The sequence below is a fragment of the Nocardia gamkensis NBRC 108242 genome, assembly GCF_001612985.1.
Lineage (GTDB): Bacteria > Actinomycetota > Actinomycetes > Mycobacteriales > Mycobacteriaceae > Nocardia > Nocardia gamkensis.
Map to the genome: position 1 here is coordinate 17,277 of NZ_BDBM01000031.1, position 23,741 is coordinate 41,017.

The window sequence follows — 23,741 nt, forward strand, 5'->3', positions numbered from 1 at the left end:
CCTGTTCCGTCTCGACTGGCTCACCCACTAGACGCCGGGCCGCGCCGTCTCGTAACAGGGGGAGGCGGTGGCGCACGTCACATCGGTGCGTTGTCCCGAGTCCCGGGGCAGCCTACGTCTCGGCGTCCTCCGGGGCGGCGATCGTGAGGACCGCGTCGGCGATATGCGGGTTGCGCTCGAGTTCGCGTTCGAGAGCGCGCAGGGCGCGGGCGATGCTGGACTCCGGCGGGTCGCCCACCAGATCGACGCTGGCCACCAGGAAGACTTGACGCGGGCCGACGTACTCCAAGCGCACGAAGCGCACCGCGGCCACTTCGGGCATCTCCTCGATGCGGGCGGCCGCGGCGGCGCGGAGGTCGGGCGAGGCCGGTTCGCCGGTCAGGAAGCGGCGGTTACGGTCGATGAGCACTACGGCGATCACTCCGAGAAGCACACCGACGTTCGGTGATGCCGTGCCAAACGGACACCGCGGCGCCCGCGACGAAGAGCCCGACCGCCGCCAGCAACGACCAGACATACGCCTCCCGCCCGTACCCGAGGGGCCGCTTCGCGTCGGCGGTACGCGCGCTTCGACGGTTGGCGACGAGAAGGAAGATCTGATTGCCGGTGTCCGCCCACGAATGCGCGGCCTCGGCGACCATCGACGCCGAGCCGGAGAGCGTCGCGGCGACCGTCTTGGCCACCGCCACCGCGATATTGGCGCCGAAGGCGACGATCACGGTGCGGGTGCTCTCCCCGCCGGAGGCGGGCGAGGGTTTCTCGTCGTGGAAAGCGTTGACTCGCTCCATCTACGCCAGTGTGGCATGAACCGCGCGGATCATCGGGAGCGCGCAACGCGGTGGCGGGCTCCGTGGAGCGTGCGGCGCTCGGCTCCCTGATCCCGCGTGTCGGTGCCTGCCGTTAATCTGCTGGCATGGCCGGACCGGACGCGGCGCTGCGCCGACTGACGCGCGATGCGCGAAAACTGCTGCAGCCTTATGGCTTCGAGGGGACCGAAGCCGTGTGGATCCGGATCGCCCCGGGCGGAGTGGCCTCGGTCGGCCGCACCCGGACCTTGCGTACCTGGACCGGCGGCCGGCAGGAGTTGAAGTTCGGCTTGAACCCGAGTGCTACACCCATCGCCTGGTGGGAGTTCTGTAACTGGCGTAACGCGCAGCGGGGTCTCCCACTCACGCCGCTCGAGCAGGCGACCGGCCCCGGGCTGATCGACGACCACGGTATGGCGGACGACTCGACCGAGTTGTGGTCCCTCCAGGCCGATCCGGCACAACCGGGCCAGGTGCTGCAAGCAGACGTCGACGCCATCCGCGCCGCACTGCCCCGGCGCGTGCACGCCTGCGCGCGCCGTGCGCTGCGCCTGCTGGAACCGGGCCGGTACCTCGATGAACTGCTGGCCCTCCCGGACCCGCGGATCGGAGCCTTGGAGGCGATCGTCGTCCTGCTCGCCGAGCGCGGCCCCGGACCGCAATTGGACGAAGCGTTCGTCCGATTCCGGTCGTGCTTCGCGGACGGAGACGAGGCGGCCTACGCGGAGAACGTCGTCGCGTACGCACGAGGCCGCGCGGCTCGGATCTGACGGGCACGACTGCTGGTTCGAGGCTTGCGCCCGGAGGATCGCCGAGAGGGCCGGCAGCACGGCCGCGAACTTCGAGTCGGCCTTCATCTCTCACGGAGCGTCGGCAGTGCGACGGACAAGGACGGCCGGTCGCGGGCCAACTTCGAGCGAACCCTGGTCGATGGCCGGTGCCGGGATTTAGAGTTATCGGCTATGGGTGGTAGGCATCGGAAAGATCGGGGGCGGAGCAGCATGGACTTCGCGGCGGTCGCCCGTGACGTCGCCGCGGCGTGGCGTGATCCGGAAAGCCCGACCGTGCGCGAAGGATTCGCTGTTCGTGCGCTGGCTGCGCAGCCGCAGGTACCGGGGTGGATCGTGTGGCTGTACGAGCACGCGGGCGAGCAGTTGGCGCGGCTGGAGTACCAGATGCATTACCCGCTGGACTACGGCGGTCCGGGAGCTCGCACGAGCGAGGAGTGGCTGATCAACCAGCGCGCCTATCTCGCCGAGCGCTCGGCTCGCGCGGTCGAGCGTGCCCGCCGCTTCCACGGTGATCGTCCCGGTGTGGTCTACGCCCACGGCCCGGAGTTGCCCGATGACGAGGATTTCTACGATGCCCTCGAATCGGGCAGGGAATGGACCGGGCATTGGTATTCCCGCGACCCGATCGAGGCGTGGGACTGTCCGGGAGTGCCGGCCTGACCTGATCGGTGCAGGCCGAGCCCACATGAGCCCCTTGCGGGGCCCCGGGGGGTGGAGGGCGCCCACCCCCCGGGTGGGTGGGGGCGCCCTCAGGGGGTGGACACCCGCATCCCAATGGGACCGTAGCGGCTCGCGGGCCGGCTCCGTGGTAATTCGACGGCGGCGTCGAGCGGCCACGAGGTTGTCCGACGGCACGGCGGTGCCGCTGATGCACAACCAGACGTTGTGTTCGCCAAATGCTCGGTTGTTTGATTCGCGTTGTGCGCGAGCTGATTTCATCCGACGGTCGATGTGAGCGATTCGGATGAGGTGGTGGCGGTGGGTGACCTGGGTGGCAAGTCGCCGGAACGTCGGTTCCGGTGGTTATGGGCAGCCTATGCGGTCAGCGCCTATGGTTCGGGGTTCGGTTTCGGTGCGCTGCCGTTGGTCGCTATCGGCGTGCTGCACGCCGGACCGGCGGCAGTCTCCGCGTCGGCGGCGTCCGGTGTGGCGGTGGGAGCGCTGATCGCCGTGCCGTTGGGTCCATGGGTGGAGTTCCGCCGCAAGCGTCCCGTGATGATCGCGATGGATCTGGCCCGGTTCGTGATGCTGGCCGGTATCCCGGTCGCGTTCGCGTTCGGACTGTTGAGCATCGCCCAGTTGCTCGTCGTGTCGGTCGTCGCCGCTGCGGGGGAGATCACGTTCAAGGCCGCGAGCGGTGCTTATCTGAAAACGCTTGTCCGGCCGGAGGATCTGCTGGCCGCCAACGCCCGGTTCGAGTCGACGACCTGGACCGCGCAAATGGTGGGACCGCCGTTGCATAGTTCCTCGTGCGCGCCGAATCGGCTGCCCACAACGATCAGGAATCGAGAAGCGCCGGTCGCCGAGCAGTAATTAGCGTTATCGCCATGGATACCACCACCGAGCAGCCCACTATCGACTCCGTCATTCTCGAGATGCCCGATCCCGCGATCGGCGCGAGCTTCTACGCCGCCGCTTTCGAGCTCGGCGACAAGGTGCGCGTGCGCGCCTCGGAGGCGCCGACGAACGGGTTCCGCGGCTTCATCCTCTCGCTCGTGGTGTCGCAGCCGAGCACCGTCGACAGCCTCGTCGGCGCCGCGCTCGACGCGGGAGCGACGACGCTGAAGCCGGCCGAGAAGAGCTTCTGGGGGTACGGCGGCGTCGTCCAGGCTCCGGACGGGGCGATCTGGAAAATCGCGACGTCGGCGAAGAAGGACACCGGCCCGGCCACCCGGGAGATCGACGATTTCGTGATTCTGCTCGGCGTCGACAACGTCAAGGCGACCAAGCAGTTCTACGTCGATCGCGGCCTGACCGTGGCGAAGAGTTTCGGCAGCAAATACGTCGAGTTCGCTGCCCCGCCGTCGTCGGTCAAGCTTGCGCTCTACGGGCGTCGTGCCGCCGCCAAGGATGCCGGCGTCTCCTCGGAGGGCGCCGGCTCGCACCGGATCGCCATCGGCAGCGATATCGGGCCCTTCGCCGACCCCGACGGGTTCGCGTGGGAGGCCGGGGCCTGAGCGATGGCAGTGCGCGCGTTTCGGGAGGACGCCGAGAACGCTTACCGGAAAAATGTTCCCCACGCCCGGTAGCGGTGCGCGGAGATGGCGGTGAGCGGTTCCGCGGCCAGCGTCCCCGGAGTGACCCGCGCGAAGCTCGACACGTCCCGCGACAGATGGGACTGGTCGGTGTAGCCGCAGGTCGCGGCGACCTCGGCGGCGGGGCGGCCGGCCACCAGCCCTTCCACGGCGTGCCGGAATCGGACCAGCATGGCGGCACGCTTGGGCGTCAGACCGATCTGGGAATCGAACCTCGCCCACAGCCGCTTGCGGCTCCATCCGCACGATGCGGCGAGTTCGCCGACCGTGACCTGCCCGCGGTCGGCGAGGATGCGATTCCAGCCGGCGACCACTTCCGGGTCCGGTGTCCGTGCCGGGTCGGCACATCGCAGCAGAAAAGATCGCGTCAGCGCGAAGCGCTGTTCCCATGTCGCCGCATCCGCGAGTTGCTCGCGCAGCCACTGCGCCCGACGTCCGAAGAGGTCTTCCACGCCGACGACCGCCGCGCGGCCCAGCTCCGCCGGCGCGATATCCAGCAACGAATAGGCCCGCGCCGGTGACAACCGCACCTCGACGCACTCGACCCGCTCACCGCGGATACGCATCGTTCCGGGCGGAGACCCCGAAACGAACCCGGCGAATGCCTGCCTGCCGCCATTGCTCTCGACGACCAGTTCGCTGCCGCCGAACTCGAACAGCACCGTGACCGCCGGTATCCCGGTGACCCGCAGGTCCAGCTCGCCGCCCCCGCGATCACGGAACCCGATCATCGCCGCCCCACCTGCGTGCCCGCCTGCGGTCGCACGCCCGAAATCCCAATCGGCACCGCGATCCCGCTCGATCCCGACCGCTCCCATCCACCCAGGTTAACCAGTGGGTCGATGAAGATCGGAGTCGGTGAGCTCGGGACCGCAGTGCGCCATGCTCGATCTCGAGCGGCACTTCCGGGACGAAGACGTCCACCGCGCGCGCTCGCGCATTCCCGGGTGAACTCGGTAGGTGGGCGAGTCTGGCCGAGTCGACACCTGGAACATCAGCCACACCCACGATGCGGCCGCTGCGGTGCAGCTGGATCTCGGCCCATCCGAGTCCCGACGCCGACCCCGGCGAATGTGGTCCACCGGCCCTCCGCAGTGCGCGACCGGCGTAGGACACCACACCGAGTCGGGTGATTGTTCCCGATTGCGGGGTATACGCGGGTTGGGTGAACGGAGGTGGCTCATGCCTGAGATCAAGAGTCGTGACGATCGAGAGTGGTCTGCGACGGAGTGGGCGCGTGCGCGGTTCGCGCAACAGATGTTGCAGTCGGTTGCTCGTCCGGACCATGTCGCGGAGGTCATCGCGGAGATCGTCGGTGAGCGTATCGAGGTGGGCCCGGTTCATGCCGGTCCCGGCGGGCTGGTCTGTGTCACCGCGACGGGTCGGCCCGGGAAGGTCCGGGCCGAAGTGTGTGACGACGAGGGTTGGGACGTCGCCGTGGAGGTGCCGATCACCCTTCGGCTGCGGGCGGACTTCGCGGGGGTCATCGGGTGGTTCGCCGCGGCGGTGCGGGTGCGCATGCGAGTGGAGCTGGTGCTGGAGGACCCGTGCGCGGTGTTCGTCCGTACCGAGGAGGTGGGCGAGGAGCAGGTGGACATCAGGGTCCGCTCGGTGGATGCCCCCGCCCGGCTCCTCGGTCGGCTCGGTGATGTGCGTTCCCTGCTCGCCGAGCATGTCGTCGTCTATATCGGGGATCTCCTCGCGAGTCCGGAGATCCGCGAGGTGCGGCGCATCGACGTCGCGCGAGTCATCGAGCGTGCGTGGGAGGCGGGACTGATCGTCAACCCGGTAGCTCGGCCGATGCCCCGCAGCGCCTGAGTCGCGGCACCTGCTCGTAGCGGTCAGCGTCGCCAGAAGACGTGGTGCACCACTCCGCTCGGGCTCGGGATCCGCTCCAGGTGGAACCGGTCGGCGAGTTCGTCGGGGCTCGTCCACAGCCTTTCGCCGCGACCGAGTTCCACCCGCGCGACAGCGACATGCATCGTGTCGATGAGATCGGCGTCGAGGAACTCCCGGACGACGGCGACACCGCCGCCGATGCGTACGTCCTTTCCCTCGGCGGCATCGAACGCCTGGGCCAGCGCGTCCTTCGGAGTCGAGTCGAGGAAATGGAACGTGGTGTCTCCCAGCGTGATCGACGGTCGCGGATAATGGGTGAGGACGAACACCGGTGTATGGAACGGGGGTTCGTCTCCCCACCATCCTTGCCAGTCGTAGTTCTCCCATGGTCCGCGCTGCGGGCCGAATTTGTTGCGCCCCATGATCTCGGCGCCGATGTTGTTGTGGAAGTCGCGGGTGAAGTAGTCGTCGAGACCGTAGCTGCCGCCCGGATCGGTGCGGTTGGGCCAGTGCGCGGTGGCGCCCGCCCATGACATGAGCGGCCCCGGATCGGCGTGTCCGAACGGGCGATCCAGGCTTTGCCCTTCCCCCGATCCGTAGCCATCGCTGGACACGCTGAAGTTCTGAACGCGGACCAACTGTGCCATTGGCGCTCCCATCTGGTTGCAATCTGCAATTAGAGAGAACCTAGCCCCACTGATCTCATATTGCAACCAGTCGCTCGGTGCTGCGAGTTACAGGGGCCCGCTGGCAGCGCTCTATGCCGACGCTCGACGACCGTCCGGGAAGGCTCTGCGATACAGCCGATCCGGCGTGCCGGAGGGGAAAAACGCCAGGCCCCGTTTCCATCTCGTTCACCTGGGTAGCTCGGACTGGGAACGCGCGTAAGTTTGCGTGGGTCCTGGACTTCGGTGGTGGGAGGCGATGCGTATGCCGGGTTCGCCGGCTGCGGGTGCGGCTCGGGCCGGGTCGCGGGGATTCCGCTCGGCTCGGTTGGAGGAACAATGACTCGTTCACTGCTGAAGGTCGTCGCCGCGGCGGCGCTGGCGTGCGGCCCGGTCTCGGTGGGCGCCGGCGCGGCGGCCGGTGTTCCACAGTTGCCGCTACCGCCGATCGGCGGTGGATCGGGCATCGCGATCGATGACGAAGCCGAATGCACGCTCACCACCATCGGGCACGACACGGCCGGCCGGTTGGTCGGTCTGACGGCGGGACATTGCGGCGAACCCGGGGCTCGCGTCACGTCCGTGACCTATCCCAGCTATGGCGTGCTGGGTCGATTCGTCTACGCCGATCACGCACTGGATTACGCGGTCATCGAATTCGATGCCGCACGGGTGGTTCCCGCTCGGGAGGTCGGGGGGTTCCTCATCGACGGACTCGGCGCTCCCGCGCGGTTTCCCGACGTCGTCTGTAAGAAGGGCCGGACCACCGGCCATACCTGCGGTGTCGCCTGGGGCGACATGACGGGCGACAGCAGTGACACCTGGACTCAGATGTGTGTGCTCAAAGGCGACTCCGGCGCGCCGGTGGTGATCGGTTCGACCCTGGTCGGGATGGTCAACGCCTACTTGGGCATGGGGTGTCTCGGGCCGGAGGTGGGAACCGACATCAACGCCATTCTCACCGACATCGATTCCCGTAACGACGTAGGCGCCGGTTTCCGGCCCATCTGAGCCGCCGGCGCACCGATCCGGCCACCTCGAGACGATCCGCCGATTTTCCGAGTGATGCGCGAGTGCGGCGTTCGAGCCGAGCCTTGATGGTCGATAGAGCAGACGAAAGTCCCGTGGAGGTCGTCGACGCCCGAAATGGGGTAAGGCCGGTGCGCAGCCCGCTCGACGGTGCCCACAGCGCGCGAGAGTCGAGCTCGAAACTGCGGGTGATCGACCCCGGACGCCGATTCCGGGCGGCTAAAATGCACATATCATGGGGCAACGCAGGCCCACACGCGGAGTCGGTAATCTGCCGTCGGCGGTCACGAGTTTCGTGGGCCGGCAGCGGGAGATCCGCGAGGTCCGGGCGCTGTTGGCGACCGCGCGCCTGGTCACGCTGACCGGAGTGGGCGGGGTGGGGAAGACCCGCTTGGCCACCGAGGTCGCCGCTGCGTCCGGCCGCTCGTTCCCGGACGGGTCGTGGCTGGTGGACCTCGCCGCTGTCGATGATCCGCAACTGGTGGCCCGGGCGGTAGTGGCCGGCCTCGGGATCCCGGATCTGTCGCACCGGACCGCGGAGGAACAGATCGTGGAGCGCCTCGCCGACCGGCGGGTGCTGATCGTGCTGGACAACTGCGAGCACTTGCTGGACGCGTGCCGCGTGCTGTGCCACCAGTTGCTGCGCGCCTGCGCCGGGCTGCGGATCCTCACCACCAGCCGTGCGCTGCTGGGCGAGCCGGGCGAGCACGTCTACCCGGTCCGTCCGCTGTCGATGCCCGCTTCGGACGAGTCGGTGACACCTGTGGCGGTGGCTGGTTTCGACGCGCCCACGCTGCTGGTCGAGCGTGCCAGGGCGGTGCGTCCCGACTTCACGGTCACCGAGCGCAATGCGGACGCGGTGGTGCGAACCTGCGAGCGACTGGACGGGATTCCGCTCGCGATCGAACTGGCCGCTTCCCGGCTGCGATCACTGTCCTTGCAGACGATTCTGGACCGGCTCGAGGATCGGTTCGCGCTGCTGACCGGAGGCGCCCGCGCCGCGCTGCCACGACAGCGGACGCTGCGCGCGCTGATCGACTGGAGCTATGAGCTGTGCACACCGGCGGAACAATTGCTGTGGACGCGACTGTCGGTCTTCGCCGGAGTTTTCACCCTGCACGCGGCCGAGGGCGTCTGCGCAGGCCCTGACCTGCCCCGCGAGCAGGTGCTCGACCTGATCGATCACCTCGTCGCCCAATCGGTCGTCGTCCTCGTCGCGGCGGACGACCAGACGCGCTATCGGCTGCTGGAAACGATCCGCGAGTACGGATGGCAGCGGCTGACCGAGCGCGACGAGGCCACCGCGCTGCGCGACCGGCACCGTGACTACTACCGCACGCTCGCGGAGCGGATCGCCGGGCAGTGGAACGGACCCGGCCAGGAGACCGGCCTGGCGGTGTTGCGCGCCGACCGCGCGAACGTCCGGGCCGCGTTGGAGTGGGCGACCAGCACTCCGGCGAGTTCGCGCGAGGCGCTGGCTCTGGTGACGGCGCTGCGCTATCACTGGTGCGCCGATGGGTTCCTCGGCTCGGGACGGCGCTGGGTGGACCGCGCGCTGCGGGTTGCCGTCGACGCCGACCCCGAGCGGATCCACGCGCTCTGGGTAGCGGGATGGGTTCGGGTTCTGCAAGGTGACCTCGACGCCGCCGACGCGGCACTCGACGAGTGCGTGGCCCGCGCCACGGAAGCCGGGGATCGCCGCGCGCTCGGCTGGGCGAATAGCCTGCGCGCTTCCGCCGCGGGCTTCCGCGGCGACCTCGCCGCTGCCGTGACCGGTTTCGAGCGAGTGGTCGCGAGCTTCTCCGAGGATGACGAGCTGGTCCGGCTGACGCTCTTCCAGCTCGCGGTCGCCTACGGCCATGGACGCGATCCGAGGGCGGGCGCGACGGCTCGGCGCGCGATCGAGCTGGCCGACCGGCGCGGCGAGCAGTGGACCAAGTCGTACGCGGTGTGGGCACTCGGCTACGACCAACTCGTTCGCGGCGACTACGACCAGGCGATGGCCTCCGCGCACGCGGCCCTGGAGATTCAGCGCGAATTCAACGACCATGTGGGGACCGCGCTGATGATCGAGCTGCTGGCCTGGACGGCGGCGGCGCGCGGTGAGCATCGCCATGCGGCCCGGCTGCTGGGCGCGATCCATACGATGTGGCGGCGAATCGGGACCTCGATCGCCGCGTTCGGGCCGTACATGCCCGAACAGCACGCAGCGTGTGAGCGCAGGGTGATGGAAGCGCTGCCGGGGACGGTGGTGCGTGCGGAACGGGTGCGTGGCGAAGGGCTCGATCACGACCAGGCGATCACCTACGCGCTCGACCGGAGCGCGAGCGGCCCGCAACCCGCGCAGCTGCGCGCCGGGGTGCTGACAGCACGTGAGCGGCAGGTGGCCGAGCTGGTCGCGCAAGGTTTCAGCAACCGGCAGATCGCCGAGCGGCTCGTCGTATCGCCCCGCACCGTCGACCGGCACGTCGAGAATATCCTCGGCAAACTCGGCTTCTCGTCTCGTAGCCAGGTCGCGGCATGGACGGCACGCCCGCGCTGAATCCCGGCTCCGGCGGGCACGGCCCGTGCCGCTTCGGGTGCCGCGAACTGCGGAGATGGGTGCAGAAGTGGGTATTTTCACCCATGACCGCGCGGTGCCGGGTCTGTGATGCTCGTCAGATCGTGACGAGCAGGAGGTCGGTTTTGACAGCGGTTGACAGCGGCGTGAACGCCACCGGCGCCTTCGGCGGCCAGGCGAGTGGTATCACGGGCGGGAAACGACGGAAGCGTGGCAAACGATCAGCTGACCGCGCGGCGCCGGTCGGCGTCCGGTCGATCGACGGTGATCGCCGCCCGCGCGTGCGATGGGGGGCCGCAGATGGATGAGGTCCGAACCGAAGCCGACGGCCTCGGCGTCACCTGGCGGGTATTGCAGGATCATCTGATCTCCATCGTCGCGGTGCACAGCGCGTCCGACCCCGCGCCGATCGTCTCCTTCGGCCCCGACGCCTATCCGGATCTCGTGCAAGCACGCGAACTTCTTCCGGAGCTGACCAGGTTGTGGGACGCGGTGCGGCACGATTTCTGGGCGAAGCTCATTCCGCCGCCACCCGGATCGTCGAGATCACGGCGATGGGCGTGACCGCGGCACCTCGCGCGAGGCGTCACGGAAGTACCGAACGCGGCATGGCGGCGGCGATCTCGCGCCGCGACCGGAGGTCGAGCTTGGCCAGGATGTTCGACACATGTGACTGAATCGTGCGGCGCGACAAGAACATCTGCGCTGCTATATCCGCATTGGAGCAACCTTCGGCGACCAGCGCGGCGACCTTGCGCTCGGTGTCGGTCAGCGCCGCCCAGCCGGATTTGGGCCGATTGCGCCGGCCGCGCACACCCAGTCGGATCCCGTGTGGCCGGACCCGTGCGGCCGCACGGGCGCTGTCCCACGACGCACCCAGGCGACCGTAGAGCCCTATCGCCGTGTCCAGCGCGCCGCGGGCCTCGGCCTCTCGTCCCGAAGCGGCGAGCAGCACGGCGGCGTTCTCGTGTGCCTGCGCTTCGTAGAGCGGCCACCCGGACTGCCGGAACGCATGCGCGGCGGCGAAGAGCGTTTCGGGATCGCCGTCTGCCAGGGCTCGGCACAGCAGGGCCGTTCCGGTCCGGCCCGCAGTCTTCTGCCGAGCCAGCAGTTCGTCCGCGCCCGCTACCACCGACCGAGCCGCGGCCTCGTCGCCGACGTCCGAGGCCAGCCGGGCGATGTCCGGGTAGATGTAGTGCAGGGTGGACGCGGTCAGGCCATCGGCCAGTCGCCGCTGGGTGTCGACCAGCAGCTCCAGCGCCAGCTCCGGACGGCCACGGGCCTCGTGCGTCAACGCCTTCACCCAGGGGTGGAACTGCGCGTAACCGGTGCTTCCCAGCCGGTCGTCCGGCCCGGGAACGGCATCGGGGTCCGGCAGGAAGGTGCCGCGGTGGATTCCGATGAAGGCCGCCAGGCTGTGTGCGACGGGCGCGTACCCGAGGACATCGGGCGCCGCCAGACTCGCCTCGCATTCGGCCAGCGCGTCGTCCCAGCGGCCGTCGAGCAGATACAGCCGCGCCTTGGCCAGCAGGTTGGGGGCGAGGTAGACACCGTGCATCCGGCGGTTGTGCCCGATGGCCGTCTGCAGCGTCTGTTCGGCGTCGGCGAGCCGATCGAGTTCGATCAGGCAGTGCGCGTACAGCACGTACGGATCGAACTGGTCCGATCCGGTGCCGTCCTCGAAGACGGTGAGGATTCGGGTACTCAGATCCAGCGCCTCGTCGAGATAGCCCTGGGTGTAGCGGACCGCACCCAAGGCCATGAGTCCGTATCCGGTGGCGAGCGGGGTGCCACTGGCCTGTCCCGTCGACACGGCCCGCCGGCCCGCGCGCTCCGCCGCCTCGAACCGCTCGAGAAAGAAATTGTCCAGTGCGCACATTCCCACGAGCCTGCCCGCGTCCTCGGCGCCGAGTTCCATCGTGGACAGGGCTGTCTCGGCGACCGCGACGGCGTCGGCCAAGCGGCCTTGTGATTGGCAGACTTGGACGAGCAGCCAGGTGAGTTCGACATCGTGGTCGTGTTCCGGTCGGGTGCGCAGCGCGGTGCGCACCACGGCTTCGGCTTCGGCGGCGCGGCCGTTCCACAGCAGCGCCCTGGCCTGCCAGCGGACCAGAACCGAACGCGAGGCGCCGTCGAGGTCTGTCGCGGTCGCCGCGCGGCTCAGCAACTGCACCGCGAGTTCGGGGGCCCGCACGATCAACTTGCCTGCCACGGCCGTCAACCAGTCGAGGCTTGTCCGATCCAGTTCGTGGCCGCCCGCCGACAGGTAGTACGCGACTCGCTCGAGCGGCGCGCCGGTCGCTTGCAGGACCTGCCCGGCCCTCCGGAGCAGGTCGGAGCGCAGCGAATCGGGTAACTGGTCGGCCAGCACGTCTCGCACGAGGTCGTGGCGGAACACGAGTTCGGAATCGACCCGCGCGAGCAGCCCGCTGTCCATCGCTTCGGAGACCGCCCGCCAGACATCCAGCAGCGGGCTGTCCAGCACGGCCGACAGTTCCCCCACGTCGATGACGGGTCCGAGGGCAGCGGCCATCGGCAGCATGTCCCGCGTGGGACGGGACAGGAGTCCGAGGCGCTGGATGATCGCGGTCGACAGGGAGGCGGAGGACGGTTCGCCGGAGTCCGGTAGCGGCGCGGCGGTTTCGGCGACCAGTGTGATCGCCTCCGCGCGGAGCAACGCGGCCACCAATTCGGTGATGTGCAGCGGGTTTCCCCGCGCACCGGCCACGATTCGCAGCAAACCCGGCCCCGGCGGAGCGCCGACCAGAAGCCCGACCAGCGCCGACGCGGCCGAGTCGGGCAGTGCGCCGAGCCGTATCACCGGGGCCTGCCGTTCGACGAGTTCGGCCGACAGCGCCGCGAACGCCGGGTCCGCGGGCAGCGGACGGGCCGCGAGCACCAGTAGCAGCGGCAGCGCGTCGACCAGTGCGCACAGTCGCCGCAGTACCGACAGGCTCGGCGCGTCGGCCCAATGGACGTCGTCCATGATCAGTGCCACCGGAGCGGCGGCGCACCAAGCGTCGATCCGATCCAGAATCCCCTCGCTGACGGCGAACTCGTGCGTCGCCGCGGCGTCGCCCGCGCGATCCCCGCTGTGCAGCAGCGGGCGACTCGGATCCGGGCCGCCGCCGGGCGCGGTGTCATCGGCTGCCGGCCAGGAGCGCACCGCGGCGAACGGTACATCGCGCTGCAATTCCACCGCCGCGCCGGTGCGAACCCGCAGGCCCGCCGCCGCGATTCGGGCACCGGCGGCCTCCAGCAGCGCCGTCTTGCCGATACCGGGCTCACCTTCCACCAGCACCACCGCCCCCTGTCCCGCGGCGACTCGGCGCGCGAGCACCGCCAGGTTCTCGATCTCGGCATCACGACCGAGGAAGACCGGCGCGGGGAACTTCTGCATGCGGGTGAGCTTATGCATCGCGGGCGATGAGCCGATCGAGCGTCCGGGCCCGGCCCGGGCCATACGGATATTTCTCTCGGATTCGACGGATGTTCCCTCGGCTCGGCTGCCCTACCGTCCCTGAGGCGTGCCCGATGGCGCGGAACTCGGTTGAGCGAGCAGCCGAACCCAGCAAGCGGAGGAGTGTCCATTGGCGTCCAGTGCTTCCAAGCCCGTACTGGAGGTTGTGCGGGGGATCGCCCGCATCGGTGGTCATGTCGCGAAGGAAACGGTGACCCGGCAGCGGGCCCGTATCCCGAGCGACGTGCCGGTGACCGGCCGTGAAGTGACAGCGGAATGGCTGACCGCCGTGCTGTGCGGTGGACACCCCGGTGCGGAAGTCGACTCCTTCGAGACGCAGGACGTGAGCGCGGGCACCTCCACCCGCTGGAAGCTCAGCGTGACCTACAACGCCGCGGGCCGGGCGGCAGGCCTGCCGGAGGAGTTGTTCGCGAAGACCACCGCGGAGTTCAAACAGCGCCTCACCTTGGACCTGGCCGGAATCATCGGCGGTGAGCCGGGTTTCTTCACCCACCTACGGCCGGCCCTCGATATCGAGGCGCCGCGCGGCTACCACAGCGCTGTCGACTATCGGTCGGGCCGGACGATCTCTTTGCTCGAGGACATCGTCAGCACCAAAGGCGCCACCTTCTGCACACCGCAGACGCCGATCGACCGCACCGAGATCGAGGATCTGTTGCGCACGATGGCCACGTGGCACGCCCGCTACTGGAACGATGCCGAGCTGGAGGCCCATCGGTGGCTGAAGCCGCCGCGGGCGCATTTCGCCAACCTCGACCGGTTGATCGGCATGTCGAAACGCGCGCGGGTAGGAGCCCGGCGAGCGGCGGCGGTGATACCGGAAACGCTGGCGCACGACCACGACCGGCTCTATCACGCGCTGCAACGATCGCTGGAGATAGCCAGCACCGGTGCACAGACTTTTCTGCACGGCGACAGCCACATCGGCAACACCTACAGAACCTCCAGCGGTCGAATGGGTTTCACCGACTGGCAAGTGGTCTTGCGCGGCAGCTGGGCGTACGACGTCGCCTATGTGGTCGGTTCCGGTCTCGCCGTGCAGGACCGGCGGGATTGGGAGCGTGAACTGCTGGCCGTCTACCTCGACCACGTCGCGGCATGCGGTGCGCCCGCGCCCGATTTCGACACCGCGTGGCTGGCCTACCGGCAGCAGGCGTTGTACCCGTATTTCATCTGGTTGGCGACCATCGGCCACAGCGCTATCCAGCCGAGATACCAACCGGACGAGATCTGCCTCGGCATCATCGAGCGCACCGCCAACGCGGTGCTGGACCTCGACGCCGTGAAAGCGCTGGAAGAGGGTTAGGCCGTGCAGATCATCAGTACTCGCTGCCGGACCTTCGAGTACACAGTGACGGCGCAGGGGCCGTGCGCGGTCGATATGGAGTGGGGGATCGGGGTACGCAAGTGTTTCCGGGATTGCCTGCGGGTGTCCGTCGGCGTGCGTCACGGGGAGCTCACTCTCGCGGGTGCGGCCGTGCAGACCGTTCTGCGCATCGCCGGCGAGACCGATGCGCGGGAGGTCGTCATCGACGGCGTCGCCCATGTGCCGGGTGATCGCCCGGGTGTCACCGCCGCGGTGGATGTGCTTTCGGCACTCGCCGACACCCTGGACGTGCTGGTGGAAATGACCGAACGTCTGGAGCAGCGCGGCGAACGAGTCCACCTGATGCCGTTCGGCTGGCACAGGGAGTGTCACACCGAGGCGGTGGTGGGGCCTGGCGCACGGCAGATCATCCGGCTTCCGGTGGACGGCAACGTTCCCGTGCATCCGCGGTTTCGCGGCATGCGTCCACTGTCCGATCGGCGGCGCCGTGGGCGTTGTGTGACCGGTTTCTGATGAGGAAGCTCCCCGGTCGTCTGCCCACAGCGCTTCGCACCGGGTACGGCGTTGACCCTCCCGCCACGGGAGAGTCCACCATGTCGGCAACGCTCCTTTCGTCGCCCGCCACACGCGCGGCCGGGTAGCGAGGAGCCGCGAGATGACCTGATGATCTGCACTCGGGGAGGCATGGCATGGCCACGGTGATGAACGTCGACGCGCGCGGTACGCAGCACTGCGAGACGACGGCCCTGGGAGTACTGCTACGGCATCAGGGAATCGATCTGTCCGAGCCCATGCTGTTCGGCCTCGGCTCCGGTCTGTCCTTCGTCTACTGGGACAGCAAGAACATGGGCTTCCCCTTCCTCGGGGGACGGGTCAAGCCTTTCGACCTCACCAGGAACCTGGCCGCCGCGCTCGGACTGGAACTCTCGGTCGAGGAGACCACATCCGCCCGCCGGGCTTGGGAGAACGTGGTCGCCCCCATTGATGCCGGCCTCCCCGTAGGACTGCAACTCGACAGCTACTACCTGGACTACTTCAGCTCGAAGGTGCACTTCGGTGGTCACGTCGTCGCCGTGTACGGCTACGACGACCACGACGCCTACCTGGTGGACACCGACCAGCAAGGTGGAGCGGTATCCACCAGCCTGACCGGCCTCGCCCGGGCCAGGGCCGCGCGCGGACCGATGACCGCCAGGCACCGGTCCTTCACCCTCACCGCTGGGCGGAACCCGCCCTCCCCGCACAGCCGTATCGTTCCCGCCATCACCGCCTGCGCCGAGGCTTTCCTCAACCCGCCCATCGCCAACCTCGGTCACAGAGGCATCGAGAAGGCGGGCAAGCTGGTGCCCACGTGGCTCCGGCGCACCGACGACCCGCAGCGGGATCTCGCCCAGGCCGCCCTCTTGATGGAGAAGGCCGGCACCGGCGGCGCGCTGTTTCGGAACTTCTACCGCGATTTCCTCGCCGAATGCACCCAGACCCTCGACAGCAGCCACCTGCGCACCGGCCACGGGCTGTACACCGAGGCAGCCACCCTCTGGACGGAAGTCGCGGCATTGATCGCACAAGCCGGTGAATCGGGCGATGAGCGGCTCCTCGCACAGGCAGGCTCCCTTCTCCAGGATCTTTCGCGGGTGGAGTACGAGGCCATGCGGGCGCTGAACTGCCTGGGACGGTAGCGCTTCGAACGCCGCCCCTGCCCGTGCCGCACGGGTGGGTTCGAAGCCCTGTTCGGCGAATTCTTCTCGCTCACCGGGATCATGCCCTGAGCGACCACGCGGGCACCGGAGCTGCCTTCGGCACACCGTCGGTCGCCGCCGCGCTCGCGTGCCGAGCCGCGGCCAGCCGCGTGAGCGCGGCCTCGGTGAAGACCGACAATCCGAGGTCGGGGTTGTATCCGTGAATCTCCTTGACATCGAGTTCGGCCAGGAAATAGAGGATCTCCGTCGAGATCAGCTGCCCCGGGACCAGCACCGGGAAGCCCGGCGGGTACGGGACGACGAAGGAGGCGGACACCAGCGGCCTCCCCTTGGCGAGCTGTCGCCCCGCGTCGCCGAGCAGGACGTGCTCGCGGTCGGACTCCGCGTACCCGGCGTAGAAGGCCGATCGCATGTCCCCGAACGAGCTGGCGCCGTCGGGACGGAACGCGCTGTCGAACGCGCTGAAGTCGGGCAGCGCGGGCAGATCCTTGGTGATCTCGTCGACCCGTCGCTGTTGCAGGGCGCGATCGGCCTTACCGGCCGCGTTGCGGCCGCTCTCGAAGTCGGTAGCCACCCGGCGCAGCACGTCGAGCAGGTAGTGCACGCTCGACCAGGTGACGCCGATCGTGAAGATCAACAGCACACTGTTGATCGAGGTCTTGTTGATCTGGATGCCGAACCGGTCCATCAGGATCTTCTCGCGGAAGTCGTAGCCGTTCATGCCGGTTTCGCCGATGAACAGGGTGACCCGCGTCGGGTCGAGCACGAACTGATCGGACCGCCACGCCTCGTTCCACTCTGCCAAGCCACCCTGTCTGACCTGCCGGTACGAGCTGACGGCGGAGTTCCGGAACTCGCCGGGCACCAGGTCGGCCTCATCGAGGATGCGGAACCACTTGCCGATCAGCCGGTCTTTGCGGACGCGGTGGCGGAACACCAGCGCCATGTCGTAGGCGTGCCGGACCAGCTGGAAGCCCTCGATGTCGACCTGCCGACGCGCCAAGTCCAGCGACGCGAGCAGTTGCTGGTTCGGCGAGGTCGAGGTGTGGGTCAGAAACGCCTCGGCGAACGCCTCGCGGACGAGGGCTTTGAAATCCTGGTCGCGGATGTGGATCATCGACGCCTGCCGAAGCGCCGACAGCGACTTGTGGGTGGAATGCGTCGCGTACACGCGTACCCGCGCACGCTCGGGATCGGGAAGCAGCCGGTGGTCGCTCCACTCGGCACGGTCGACGCCCCGCATCGACGCACGCCATGCGCGGTACTGCTCGGCGTATCGGGGCGACGACAACGCCGATTCCAGTTGCTCGGCGGCGACCATCGCGGTCCGCTGCCGTGCCCACGGCACCGCGGTGGCGAAGGCGTACCACGCCTCGTCCCACAGGAAGCAGATGTCCGGCTTGATCGCCAGGACCTCCTCCATCACGCGCCGGGGGTTGTAGACGATGCCGTCGAAGGTGCAGTTGGTCAGCAGCAGCATGCGCACGCGGTCCAGTTGACCGGCCGCCTCGAGGTCGAGCAGCGCCTTCTTGATGGTTCGCAGGGACACCGCTCCGTAGATCGCGAACGGCGCGAGAGGGTAGGCGTCCAGGTACATCGGGTACGCCCCGGCGAGTACCAGGCCGTAGTGGTGCGACTTATGGCAATTGCGGTCGATCAGAACGATGTCACCCGGCCGGGTCAGGGCCTGCACGACGATCTTGTTCGCGGTGGACGTCCCGTTGGTCACGAAGTAGGTCTGATCGGCGCACCACGTCTTGGCGGCCTTGTCCATCGCCGCCCTGATCGTGCCGTGCGGGTCCAGCAGTGAGTCCAGCCCGCCGGAGGTGGACGAGGTCTCGGCCATGAAGATGTTGCGGCCGTAGAACTCGCCCATGTCCTGGAGCGACTTGGAGTTGAAGATGCTCGCGCCACGCGCGACGGGAAGGGCGTGGAATTGGCCTACCGGTGCGGCCGCATAGGCGCGCAGTGCGTCGAAGAAGGGGGTGGCGAACCGGCTCCGGACACCGGCGAGCACCGTGCTGTAGAGGTCGGTGGCGTCGTTGAGCCGATAGAACGTGCGATCGTAGACGTCCGGTTCTTCCTCGGTCTCGGCGGCGATCGACTCGTCGGTGAGCAGATACAGGTCGATATGCGGCCGCAGCTTCCTGATCCACTCGCCACATTCGACCCAGTCGCGGGTGCGGTCGGTTACGACCACGTCGTCGTTGACGCCGAGCAACGTGGTCATCAAGGGCACCCGGTCGCGGGAACGAAGCGGTAGGTCGTGCCGGATGATCGCCGCCTGGATCTCGCCGTTCAGCGCGACGGCGGTGATGGCGTCCTCGATGCTCGCCACGACGAGCAACTCGAACTGCACGTCGTCCGACGGGTCGCGAAGCGCCCGCAGGCTGTGCGCCAAGCCCTCGGGCGCCTCGGGCGGGGAGTCGTCGCCGAGCAGAACGGTGTAGAACTTCTGCTGTTTGGCCCGCGCCACGAGTTCCTGATCGGCCAACGGCGCGGCGTCGTCGAACATGGCCGCGCGGTCGCCGTACTCGGAGAGCAGGCGCACGGCCAGCGACACTTCCTCGGTGAGCCGCACCGTGGCGAGATCGGCGACATACCCGCGAAACGCCGCCAGCCTGGCCGCGCCCGGGTACAGCCAGTACCGCTCATAGGCGCCGAGACGGTCGAGCAGGCGCCGCACCCGCGCGGCTTCGCGGGTGGTGTCCAGGCCGGCGCCGTTGACATCGGCGAGCCTGCGGCACGCGTCGTCGAGCAGATTCCACGTGTCGATTCGCGAGTACGACGGGTTCGCTACCGCCGCCAGCGCGGAAACACTGAGCCCCTTCGGGCGCTCGCCGTCTCGGTGCATGTCGTCAGTTTCGCCCCTCCATCGCTGGGCGAGTGATCCGTCGAATGCGGCAGATCACGCTGGAACATCTATCCCCTGCGAATATTGTGCTCCGCCGAAGATCGAATTCCTAGCAAGCGAGAAATCCCGCCTCGCCGGTTCGGCCGGTGCGCGTCCACCGACGAGCCACTCCGGGTGCGATCGGCCTCGCGTCGGCGGCGGCGCTGCCCACACCGCGTCGCCTGAGTCCACCGGAATGTCGGTGGGGTCGAGATCATCACCGTCGCCTCCCACTGGAAGATCGACCAGCTGCACGGCAACGCGGGCAACGTCGACCGCTGGATCCGGGTCAAGACCGAGGACCTCGTGCTCGGGGTCAAGAAGTCGCTCACGGCCCGGGCCAACGGCCGTTCCGCCGATTGGATCGCGCCCTCGACGTCCAACGGCTGCGCGATGGCGTGCGCCTACTGCTACGTCCCCCGCCGCAAGGGCTACGCGAACCCGATCACGGTGTTCGCGAACATCGACAAGATCGTGGCCCACCGCGAAGGCCTCGTTCGCTCCGGCCGGTCGATCCGTGAGGATCCCTCTGCTATGCAATGCGATTGACGGCCCACGACCGGGGTATGGCGAGGACAGACGCTCGCTCGATCAGTGTGCGGGCTCAACTCGACGAATCGGAGAATAAGATGCTCGGTCTCGGAATCCTCGGTTGGATCATCATCGGCGGTCTGGCCGGCTGGATCGCCAGCAAGTTCATGAAAACCGATGCTCAGCAGGGCATTCTGCTCAATATCGTGGTGGGCGTTGTCGGCGGCCTGCTCGGTGGGTTCCTGCTGAAGCTTCTGGGAGTCGATGTCGAGGGCGGCGGACTGTGGTTCAGCTTCTTCACCTGCCTCGGCGGCGCGGTGATCCTGCTGTTCCTGGTCGGGTTGGTGACCGGCCGTCGCGGCGCACTGCGCTGAGACCCGCGCTCGGCGGCGTAGAGCCGAACGCGCGCGCTTCGAACGGCCCGAACCTTTCGAGGTTCGGGCCGTTCTTCGTGAGAGCGAAGGTACTACCAGCGCAAAAGCCGGCTCGAGCAGTGAGTGAACCCAGGCCGACGAGGTTGCGGCCGATCCCCGAGGACGGATGCGAGAAAGCTTGCGCGACAAGCCACGTCCGCGACGATGCTCCGTAGACGACTAGGCTCACCGCATTATCGGCATGGGGCACGTGATCAGCGAGGGGAAGGCGTAATGGAGGATCTCGCCGCGCGATTCGAGGAGCTGGGTCGCCTGGTACCGATCCCCGATCCATGGGACATGACGGAATACATCGCGCGGGTGGCAGCGTACCGGGAACGGCCGATCACGCTGTGCCCGATCGACGTCGGCGCACTCTCGGGGAACGGATGCGGCACCGGAAGCGGCCTGTGGATCGCCCGGGACGGCGACGACGTGATCATGTACGGGGCCGACACCGAATGGCACGCCGATCACATCATCGCCCACGAGATCGGTCACATGCTGCTCGGCCACGGCGGGACCGCGAGCGGTCCCGGTGCAGGCGCGGCCGATCTGCCGTTGCGCGAATTGATGCCCTCGCTGTCGCTGGAAACCATCCGCGGCGTACTGCGCCGCCAAGACTACGGCAGTGAGCGCGAGCGCGCCGCCGAAACTTTCGCCGACCTGCTCCTGGTGGAAGCGATGCTGCCGAAGCGGTCGGCGAGCCGGTTCCACTCGACGTTCTTCCGAAACCGGCACCGGTGAAATGACCTCCCCGATCCCGGTTTGGATCACCTGGCCTGTTCTGACAGGTCTCACGTGGGTGCTGGCCGGTCGGTGGTGGCTGTTGGCAGACAGCGTCGTCGACCGTCTCGTCAACCGCGCGCTCGCCGCCGGTATCTGCGAACACCTGTTGCGGGAGGCACGGTTCGAACAGGCACTGGTCTGGTTGCTGCCCGGCGGTGACAGTGACGTGGTGAACCTCGCCCGGCAGCTCTCGCTGGGAGCGACCGTGTTGGCCGTCTCGAATATCTACGGCATCGCCGAATTGTGGGCGGGCGCCGACCCCGCCCAGACGTGGCGCAGGCAGCGGCGTTATTACCTGCTCTCGATCGTCGTCACCGCCGTCATCCTGATCGCAGGGGCGCCCGCCCGCCGCGCTGATCAGTTGATCGACCAAGCCCTCGGCTGGCCGGCTGTCGTGGTCTGGGTCGCGTTTTCCCTGCCGCTCGGCGCTGCGGCCCTGCTCGTCGGACGGGTGAGCGTGCGCGAGATGCGCGCAGCGGGGGACACCACCTGGCAGGAACGTGCCCTGTACGCAGTCGTCCTGTGCACCGCCGTGGGCATGGGGATCGTGGCGGTCCTCTACCCGATCGAGACCGCCTGCGATGTCGTGACCGGCCGGCCGTCATTCGATCCGGAGATGTACTGGAAAGCATGGAGCGGCTTCCTTCTCTCGGCCGTCGGCGCTCCCGCCGTGATCACGGTGCCGCTGATCAGCACCCTGCTCAGCCGCCTCGGATGGGACCGCACCGGCCGATACTGCCGCCGCCTGCAACCGATGTGGGCCGATCTCGCCGCAGCCGTCCCCGAAATCGTTCTGGAGGCGCACGACCGCGACGGCCGAACCGACCCGGCCATCCGTCTGCACCGCATGACGGTCGAGATCCGCGACAGCCTGCTGCATCTCAAGCGCTACAGCGACAGCCCCGACGATCTTGCCGCCACCGGCGCTGACCCACATATCTATGCCCGCCGCGTCGCCGAGGCGATTGCCGCCAAAGCTGCCGGGCGGCCCCCGAACGCGAACCGGATGACATCCCGCCACCGAATCCGGCCGGGGGCACGGGATCTCACCGCGGAGTTGCGCCGGCTGCTCGCACTCGCCGAGGCATGGCCACACGTCCGCCGCCTGACAAAGCAGCCGTAACGCCGGTGACGCGGACCGGCCATCGGGACCCGCCTCGACGCCGCTGCGCCGCGGTGGGCTCGGTCACGCCGGCCCACCGCCGCACCGCTACGGCACGAGCGCCGGCTGGTCCACGGCCCACAACCACGACCCGTCCGGCTGGCGACGGGCGATCTCGACAGTCACCTCGCCGGTGGTCAGCGTGGACGCTGTCAATGCCAGGTCGCCGCTCACCAGCGCTGGATGTTGCCTACCCGGCGAGAGCACCGGCGCGGCCGCGACGAATTGTTCGTACACCTTGCGGATCTCCGCGTGTCCGGTCGCGAGGTTGCCCGGTGGGAACGCCAGCACGGCGTTCGGCTCATACAACGCCACCAGCCCCTCGACGTCGCCCGCATTGGCGCGCTCGATGAAGTACCTGCCCAGATCGTCGGGGTCGGTGGCCATGTTCTCGTTTGTCATGATGATCAGCCTCCCAGCGAATCACGACATCCTCTGTCGTGTATTCCGGTAGATTTTTCGGATGCGCGCCGACCGATTGGTCTCGCTGGTGTTGCTGCTGCGTCAGCGCGGTCGGTTGACCGCCGACATGCTCGCCCGCGAGCTGGAGGTATCCACCCGCACCGTCTTGCGCGACATCGAAGCCCTCTCCGCGGCAGGCGTCCCGGTCTATGCCGAACGCGGACGGCACGGCGGTTTCGCATTGTTACCCGGTTTCCAGACCGAACTCACCGGGCTGAACCACGACGAGGCGCTCGCCCTGCTCGTCGCCGGATCACGGCGCGGCGCACAAGCATTCGGCCTCGGTTCCGCGCTCGCCTCGGCCATGCGCAAGGTGGTCGACGCGCTACCCGAAAGCTATCGGGCCACCGCGACCGGCGCGGCCCAGCGATTGCTCGTCGACCCGGAGACCGACCTCCTCGCACGACGGCTGGTCCCCGAAGAGGTGCCCGATACCGTAGTGGGCGAGATCCGCCGCGCGGTGTTCGCCGGACACAAGCTGCGCATCCACTACGCGGCGGTAGCCCAGACCGCGAAGTGGCGAACGGTGGACCCGATCGGCCTGGTCACCGTACGCGACCAGGGTTACCTGCTGGCGACCGTGTCCGGCGCGGACCGCACCTACCGGCTGTCGCGGGTGCTGGCCGCCGAGGAACTTCCCGAACCCGCACAGCGACCGGAACGAGTCGATCTGGACCGCGCCTGGCAGGAACGCAGCACGCAGTTCCGGACCGGTGGCGACCGAGTCACCGTGCTGGTACGGGTGGACCCGGCACGCCGGGAAGACCTGGTGCGCACCGCACTCGCCGTCCGCGCCGAAGAAGCCGACGCGGACGGCCGGCTGCGACTCGAGGTGGGCTTCCAAGATCGCAGGCACGCCGAATGGGCCCTGTGGCAGCTCGGCGCGGACGCCGAAGCCCTCACCCCGCAGTGGTTGCGCACCTCCCTGCGCGACCGCGCCGCCGCAATCGCCACCTGCTACGGAGAGTCGTCCGGCCGAACCGGAACAACGTGAGGCGTCCTCCTGAACGGCCGGACACCGGCTCTGACCGCCTCCGG

General features: G+C 68.4%; 21 protein-coding genes and 1 pseudogene. 16 read left to right on the plus strand and 6 right to left on the minus strand.

Going from position 1 to position 23,741, the window contains the following annotated elements:
- Positions 1-112: 112 nt before the first annotated feature.
- Positions 113-788 (minus strand): annotated as a pseudogene (locus NG1_RS35005) (cation diffusion facilitator family transporter).
- A 125-nt stretch (positions 789-913) separates the two neighbouring features.
- Here NG1_RS35005 and NG1_RS23390 point away from each other — a divergent pair.
- The 4 genes from NG1_RS23390 (at position 914) to NG1_RS23405 (ending at position 3,774) form a co-directional block, all read left to right on the plus strand.
- Positions 914-1,576, plus strand: a complete 663-nt coding sequence (locus tag NG1_RS23390) for a hypothetical protein (protein ID WP_062974136.1) — start codon at positions 914-916, stop codon at positions 1,574-1,576.
- Between the two features lie 231 nt (positions 1,577-1,807).
- The gene (locus NG1_RS23395; RefSeq protein ID WP_062974138.1) at positions 1,808-2,257 is read left to right on the plus strand and encodes a hypothetical protein; all 450 of its coding nucleotides are present in this window, start codon (positions 1,808-1,810) and stop codon (positions 2,255-2,257) included.
- A gap of 291 nt (positions 2,258-2,548) precedes the next feature.
- On the plus strand, positions 2,549-3,130 hold the full coding sequence (locus NG1_RS23400; RefSeq protein WP_217275400.1) for an MFS transporter: 582 nt from the start codon (positions 2,549-2,551) through the stop codon (positions 3,128-3,130).
- Between the two features lie 14 nt (positions 3,131-3,144).
- Positions 3,145-3,774 carry a VOC family protein gene (locus NG1_RS23405; RefSeq protein WP_062974140.1) on the plus strand — a complete coding sequence of 210 codons (630 nt, stop codon included), beginning with the start codon at positions 3,145-3,147 and terminating at the stop codon, positions 3,772-3,774.
- Between the two features lie 41 nt (positions 3,775-3,815).
- Here NG1_RS23405 and NG1_RS23410 read toward each other — a convergent pair whose 3' ends face one another.
- Positions 3,816-4,670, minus strand: coding sequence for a helix-turn-helix domain-containing protein (locus NG1_RS23410; RefSeq protein ID WP_062974142.1), 855 nt, complete (start codon positions 4,668-4,670; stop codon positions 3,816-3,818).
- A gap of 364 nt (positions 4,671-5,034) precedes the next feature.
- On the opposite strand from NG1_RS23410, the gene NG1_RS23415 reads away from it, so the two are divergent.
- Positions 5,035-5,670, plus strand: a complete 636-nt coding sequence (locus tag NG1_RS23415; protein ID WP_157114184.1) for a hypothetical protein — start codon at positions 5,035-5,037, stop codon at positions 5,668-5,670.
- A gap of 23 nt (positions 5,671-5,693) precedes the next feature.
- Here NG1_RS23415 and NG1_RS23420 read toward each other — a convergent pair whose 3' ends face one another.
- A complete protein-coding gene (locus tag NG1_RS23420) occupies positions 5,694-6,338 on the minus strand; it encodes a dihydrofolate reductase family protein (RefSeq protein WP_062974146.1) in 645 nt (214 codons plus the stop codon).
- A 357-nt stretch (positions 6,339-6,695) separates the two neighbouring features.
- On the opposite strand from NG1_RS23420, the gene NG1_RS23425 reads away from it, so the two are divergent.
- From NG1_RS23425 to NG1_RS23435, 3 genes are all read left to right on the plus strand, one after another.
- Positions 6,696-7,367 (plus strand): chymotrypsin family serine protease, encoded by a 672-nt coding sequence (locus NG1_RS23425; protein ID WP_062974148.1) that lies wholly within the window; start codon positions 6,696-6,698, stop codon positions 7,365-7,367.
- Positions 7,368-7,620: 253 nt separating this feature from the next.
- Positions 7,621-9,927, plus strand: a complete 2,307-nt coding sequence (locus NG1_RS23430; protein WP_062974150.1) for an ATP-binding protein — start codon at positions 7,621-7,623, stop codon at positions 9,925-9,927.
- Between the two features lie 228 nt (positions 9,928-10,155).
- Positions 10,156-10,509: a hypothetical protein gene (locus NG1_RS23435; RefSeq protein WP_062974152.1), complete on the plus strand. Its 354-nt coding sequence runs from the start codon at positions 10,156-10,158 to the stop codon at positions 10,507-10,509.
- Positions 10,510-10,531: 22 nt separating this feature from the next.
- On the opposite strand, the gene NG1_RS23440 is transcribed toward NG1_RS23435, so the two are convergent.
- Positions 10,532-13,345, minus strand: coding sequence for a helix-turn-helix transcriptional regulator (locus tag NG1_RS23440; protein ID WP_168434158.1), 2,814 nt, complete (start codon positions 13,343-13,345; stop codon positions 10,532-10,534).
- Between the two features lie 190 nt (positions 13,346-13,535).
- On the opposite strand from NG1_RS23440, the gene NG1_RS23445 reads away from it, so the two are divergent.
- The 3 genes from NG1_RS23445 to NG1_RS23455 all read left to right on the plus strand — a co-directional run bounded on the left by NG1_RS23445 (position 13,536) and on the right by NG1_RS23455 (position 16,432).
- Positions 13,536-14,732 (plus strand): protein kinase family protein, encoded by a 1,197-nt coding sequence (locus NG1_RS23445; RefSeq protein ID WP_062974156.1) that lies wholly within the window; start codon positions 13,536-13,538, stop codon positions 14,730-14,732.
- Positions 14,733-14,735: 3 nt separating this feature from the next.
- Positions 14,736-15,266 carry a hypothetical protein gene (locus NG1_RS23450; RefSeq protein WP_157114185.1) on the plus strand — a complete coding sequence of 177 codons (531 nt, stop codon included), beginning with the start codon at positions 14,736-14,738 and terminating at the stop codon, positions 15,264-15,266.
- A gap of 176 nt (positions 15,267-15,442) precedes the next feature.
- Positions 15,443-16,432: a BtrH N-terminal domain-containing protein gene (locus NG1_RS23455; RefSeq protein WP_062974160.1), complete on the plus strand. Its 990-nt coding sequence runs from the start codon at positions 15,443-15,445 to the stop codon at positions 16,430-16,432.
- Positions 16,433-16,511: 79 nt separating this feature from the next.
- Here NG1_RS23455 and NG1_RS23460 read toward each other — a convergent pair whose 3' ends face one another.
- On the minus strand, positions 16,512-19,307 hold the full coding sequence (locus NG1_RS23460; protein ID WP_062974162.1) for an aminotransferase class I/II-fold pyridoxal phosphate-dependent enzyme: 2,796 nt from the start codon (positions 19,305-19,307) through the stop codon (positions 16,512-16,514).
- Between the two features lie 255 nt (positions 19,308-19,562).
- Here NG1_RS23460 and NG1_RS23465 point away from each other — a divergent pair, with 255 nt between their 5' ends.
- The 4 genes from NG1_RS23465 to NG1_RS23480 all read left to right on the plus strand — a co-directional run bounded on the left by NG1_RS23465 (position 19,563) and on the right by NG1_RS23480 (position 22,202).
- A complete protein-coding gene (locus NG1_RS23465; RefSeq protein WP_369691022.1) occupies positions 19,563-19,895 on the plus strand; it encodes a spore photoproduct lyase family protein in 333 nt (110 codons plus the stop codon).
- 80 nt (positions 19,896-19,975) lie between these two features.
- The gene (locus NG1_RS23470) at positions 19,976-20,251 is read left to right on the plus strand and encodes a GlsB/YeaQ/YmgE family stress response membrane protein (protein WP_040871565.1); all 276 of its coding nucleotides are present in this window, start codon (positions 19,976-19,978) and stop codon (positions 20,249-20,251) included.
- Between the two features lie 273 nt (positions 20,252-20,524).
- Positions 20,525-21,037, plus strand: a complete 513-nt coding sequence (locus NG1_RS23475) for a zinc metalloprotease (RefSeq protein WP_062974166.1) — start codon at positions 20,525-20,527, stop codon at positions 21,035-21,037.
- Position 21,038: 1 nt separating this feature from the next.
- On the plus strand, positions 21,039-22,202 hold the full coding sequence (locus tag NG1_RS23480; protein WP_062974168.1) for an MAB_1171c family putative transporter: 1,164 nt from the start codon (positions 21,039-21,041) through the stop codon (positions 22,200-22,202).
- An 87-nt stretch (positions 22,203-22,289) separates the two neighbouring features.
- Here NG1_RS23480 and NG1_RS23485 read toward each other — a convergent pair whose 3' ends face one another.
- A complete protein-coding gene (locus NG1_RS23485; protein ID WP_210750509.1) occupies positions 22,290-22,643 on the minus strand; it encodes a YybH family protein in 354 nt (117 codons plus the stop codon).
- A 61-nt stretch (positions 22,644-22,704) separates the two neighbouring features.
- Between NG1_RS23485 and NG1_RS23490 the strand changes: the two genes are divergently transcribed.
- On the plus strand, positions 22,705-23,697 hold the full coding sequence (locus NG1_RS23490) for a helix-turn-helix transcriptional regulator (protein ID WP_062974170.1): 993 nt from the start codon (positions 22,705-22,707) through the stop codon (positions 23,695-23,697).
- The last annotated feature ends 44 nt before the right edge of the window (positions 23,698-23,741 follow it).

Coding starts and splice junctions, on each gene's coding strand:
- NG1_RS23390 (WP_062974136.1), top strand. CDS start 914: ATGGCCGGACCGGACGCGGCGCTGCGCCGACTGACGCGCGATGCGCGA.
- NG1_RS23395 (WP_062974138.1), top strand. CDS start 1,808: ATGGACTTCGCGGCGGTCGCCCGTGACGTCGCCGCGGCGTGGCGTGAT.
- NG1_RS23405 (WP_062974140.1), top strand. CDS start 3,145: ATGGATACCACCACCGAGCAGCCCACTATCGACTCCGTCATTCTCGAG.
- NG1_RS23410 (WP_062974142.1), bottom strand. CDS start 4,670: ATGGGAGCGGTCGGGATCGAGCGGGATCGCGGTGCCGATTGGGATTTC.
- NG1_RS23415 (WP_157114184.1), top strand. CDS start 5,035: ATGCCTGAGATCAAGAGTCGTGACGATCGAGAGTGGTCTGCGACGGAG.
- NG1_RS23420 (WP_062974146.1), bottom strand. CDS start 6,338: ATGGCACAGTTGGTCCGCGTTCAGAACTTCAGCGTGTCCAGCGATGGC.
- NG1_RS23425 (WP_062974148.1), top strand. CDS start 6,696: ATGACTCGTTCACTGCTGAAGGTCGTCGCCGCGGCGGCGCTGGCGTGC.
- NG1_RS23430 (WP_062974150.1), top strand. CDS start 7,621: ATGGGGCAACGCAGGCCCACACGCGGAGTCGGTAATCTGCCGTCGGCG.
- NG1_RS23440 (WP_168434158.1), bottom strand. CDS start 13,345: ATGCAGAAGTTCCCCGCGCCGGTCTTCCTCGGTCGTGATGCCGAGATC.
- NG1_RS23455 (WP_062974160.1), top strand. CDS start 15,443: ATGGCCACGGTGATGAACGTCGACGCGCGCGGTACGCAGCACTGCGAG.
- NG1_RS23460 (WP_062974162.1), bottom strand. CDS start 19,307: ATGCACCGAGACGGCGAGCGCCCGAAGGGGCTCAGTGTTTCCGCGCTG.
- NG1_RS23470 (WP_040871565.1), top strand. CDS start 19,976: ATGCTCGGTCTCGGAATCCTCGGTTGGATCATCATCGGCGGTCTGGCC.
- NG1_RS23475 (WP_062974166.1), top strand. CDS start 20,525: ATGGAGGATCTCGCCGCGCGATTCGAGGAGCTGGGTCGCCTGGTACCG.
- NG1_RS23480 (WP_062974168.1), top strand. CDS start 21,039: ATGACCTCCCCGATCCCGGTTTGGATCACCTGGCCTGTTCTGACAGGT.
- NG1_RS23485 (WP_210750509.1), bottom strand. CDS start 22,643: ATGACAAACGAGAACATGGCCACCGACCCCGACGATCTGGGCAGGTAC.
- NG1_RS23490 (WP_062974170.1), top strand. CDS start 22,705: ATGCGCGCCGACCGATTGGTCTCGCTGGTGTTGCTGCTGCGTCAGCGC.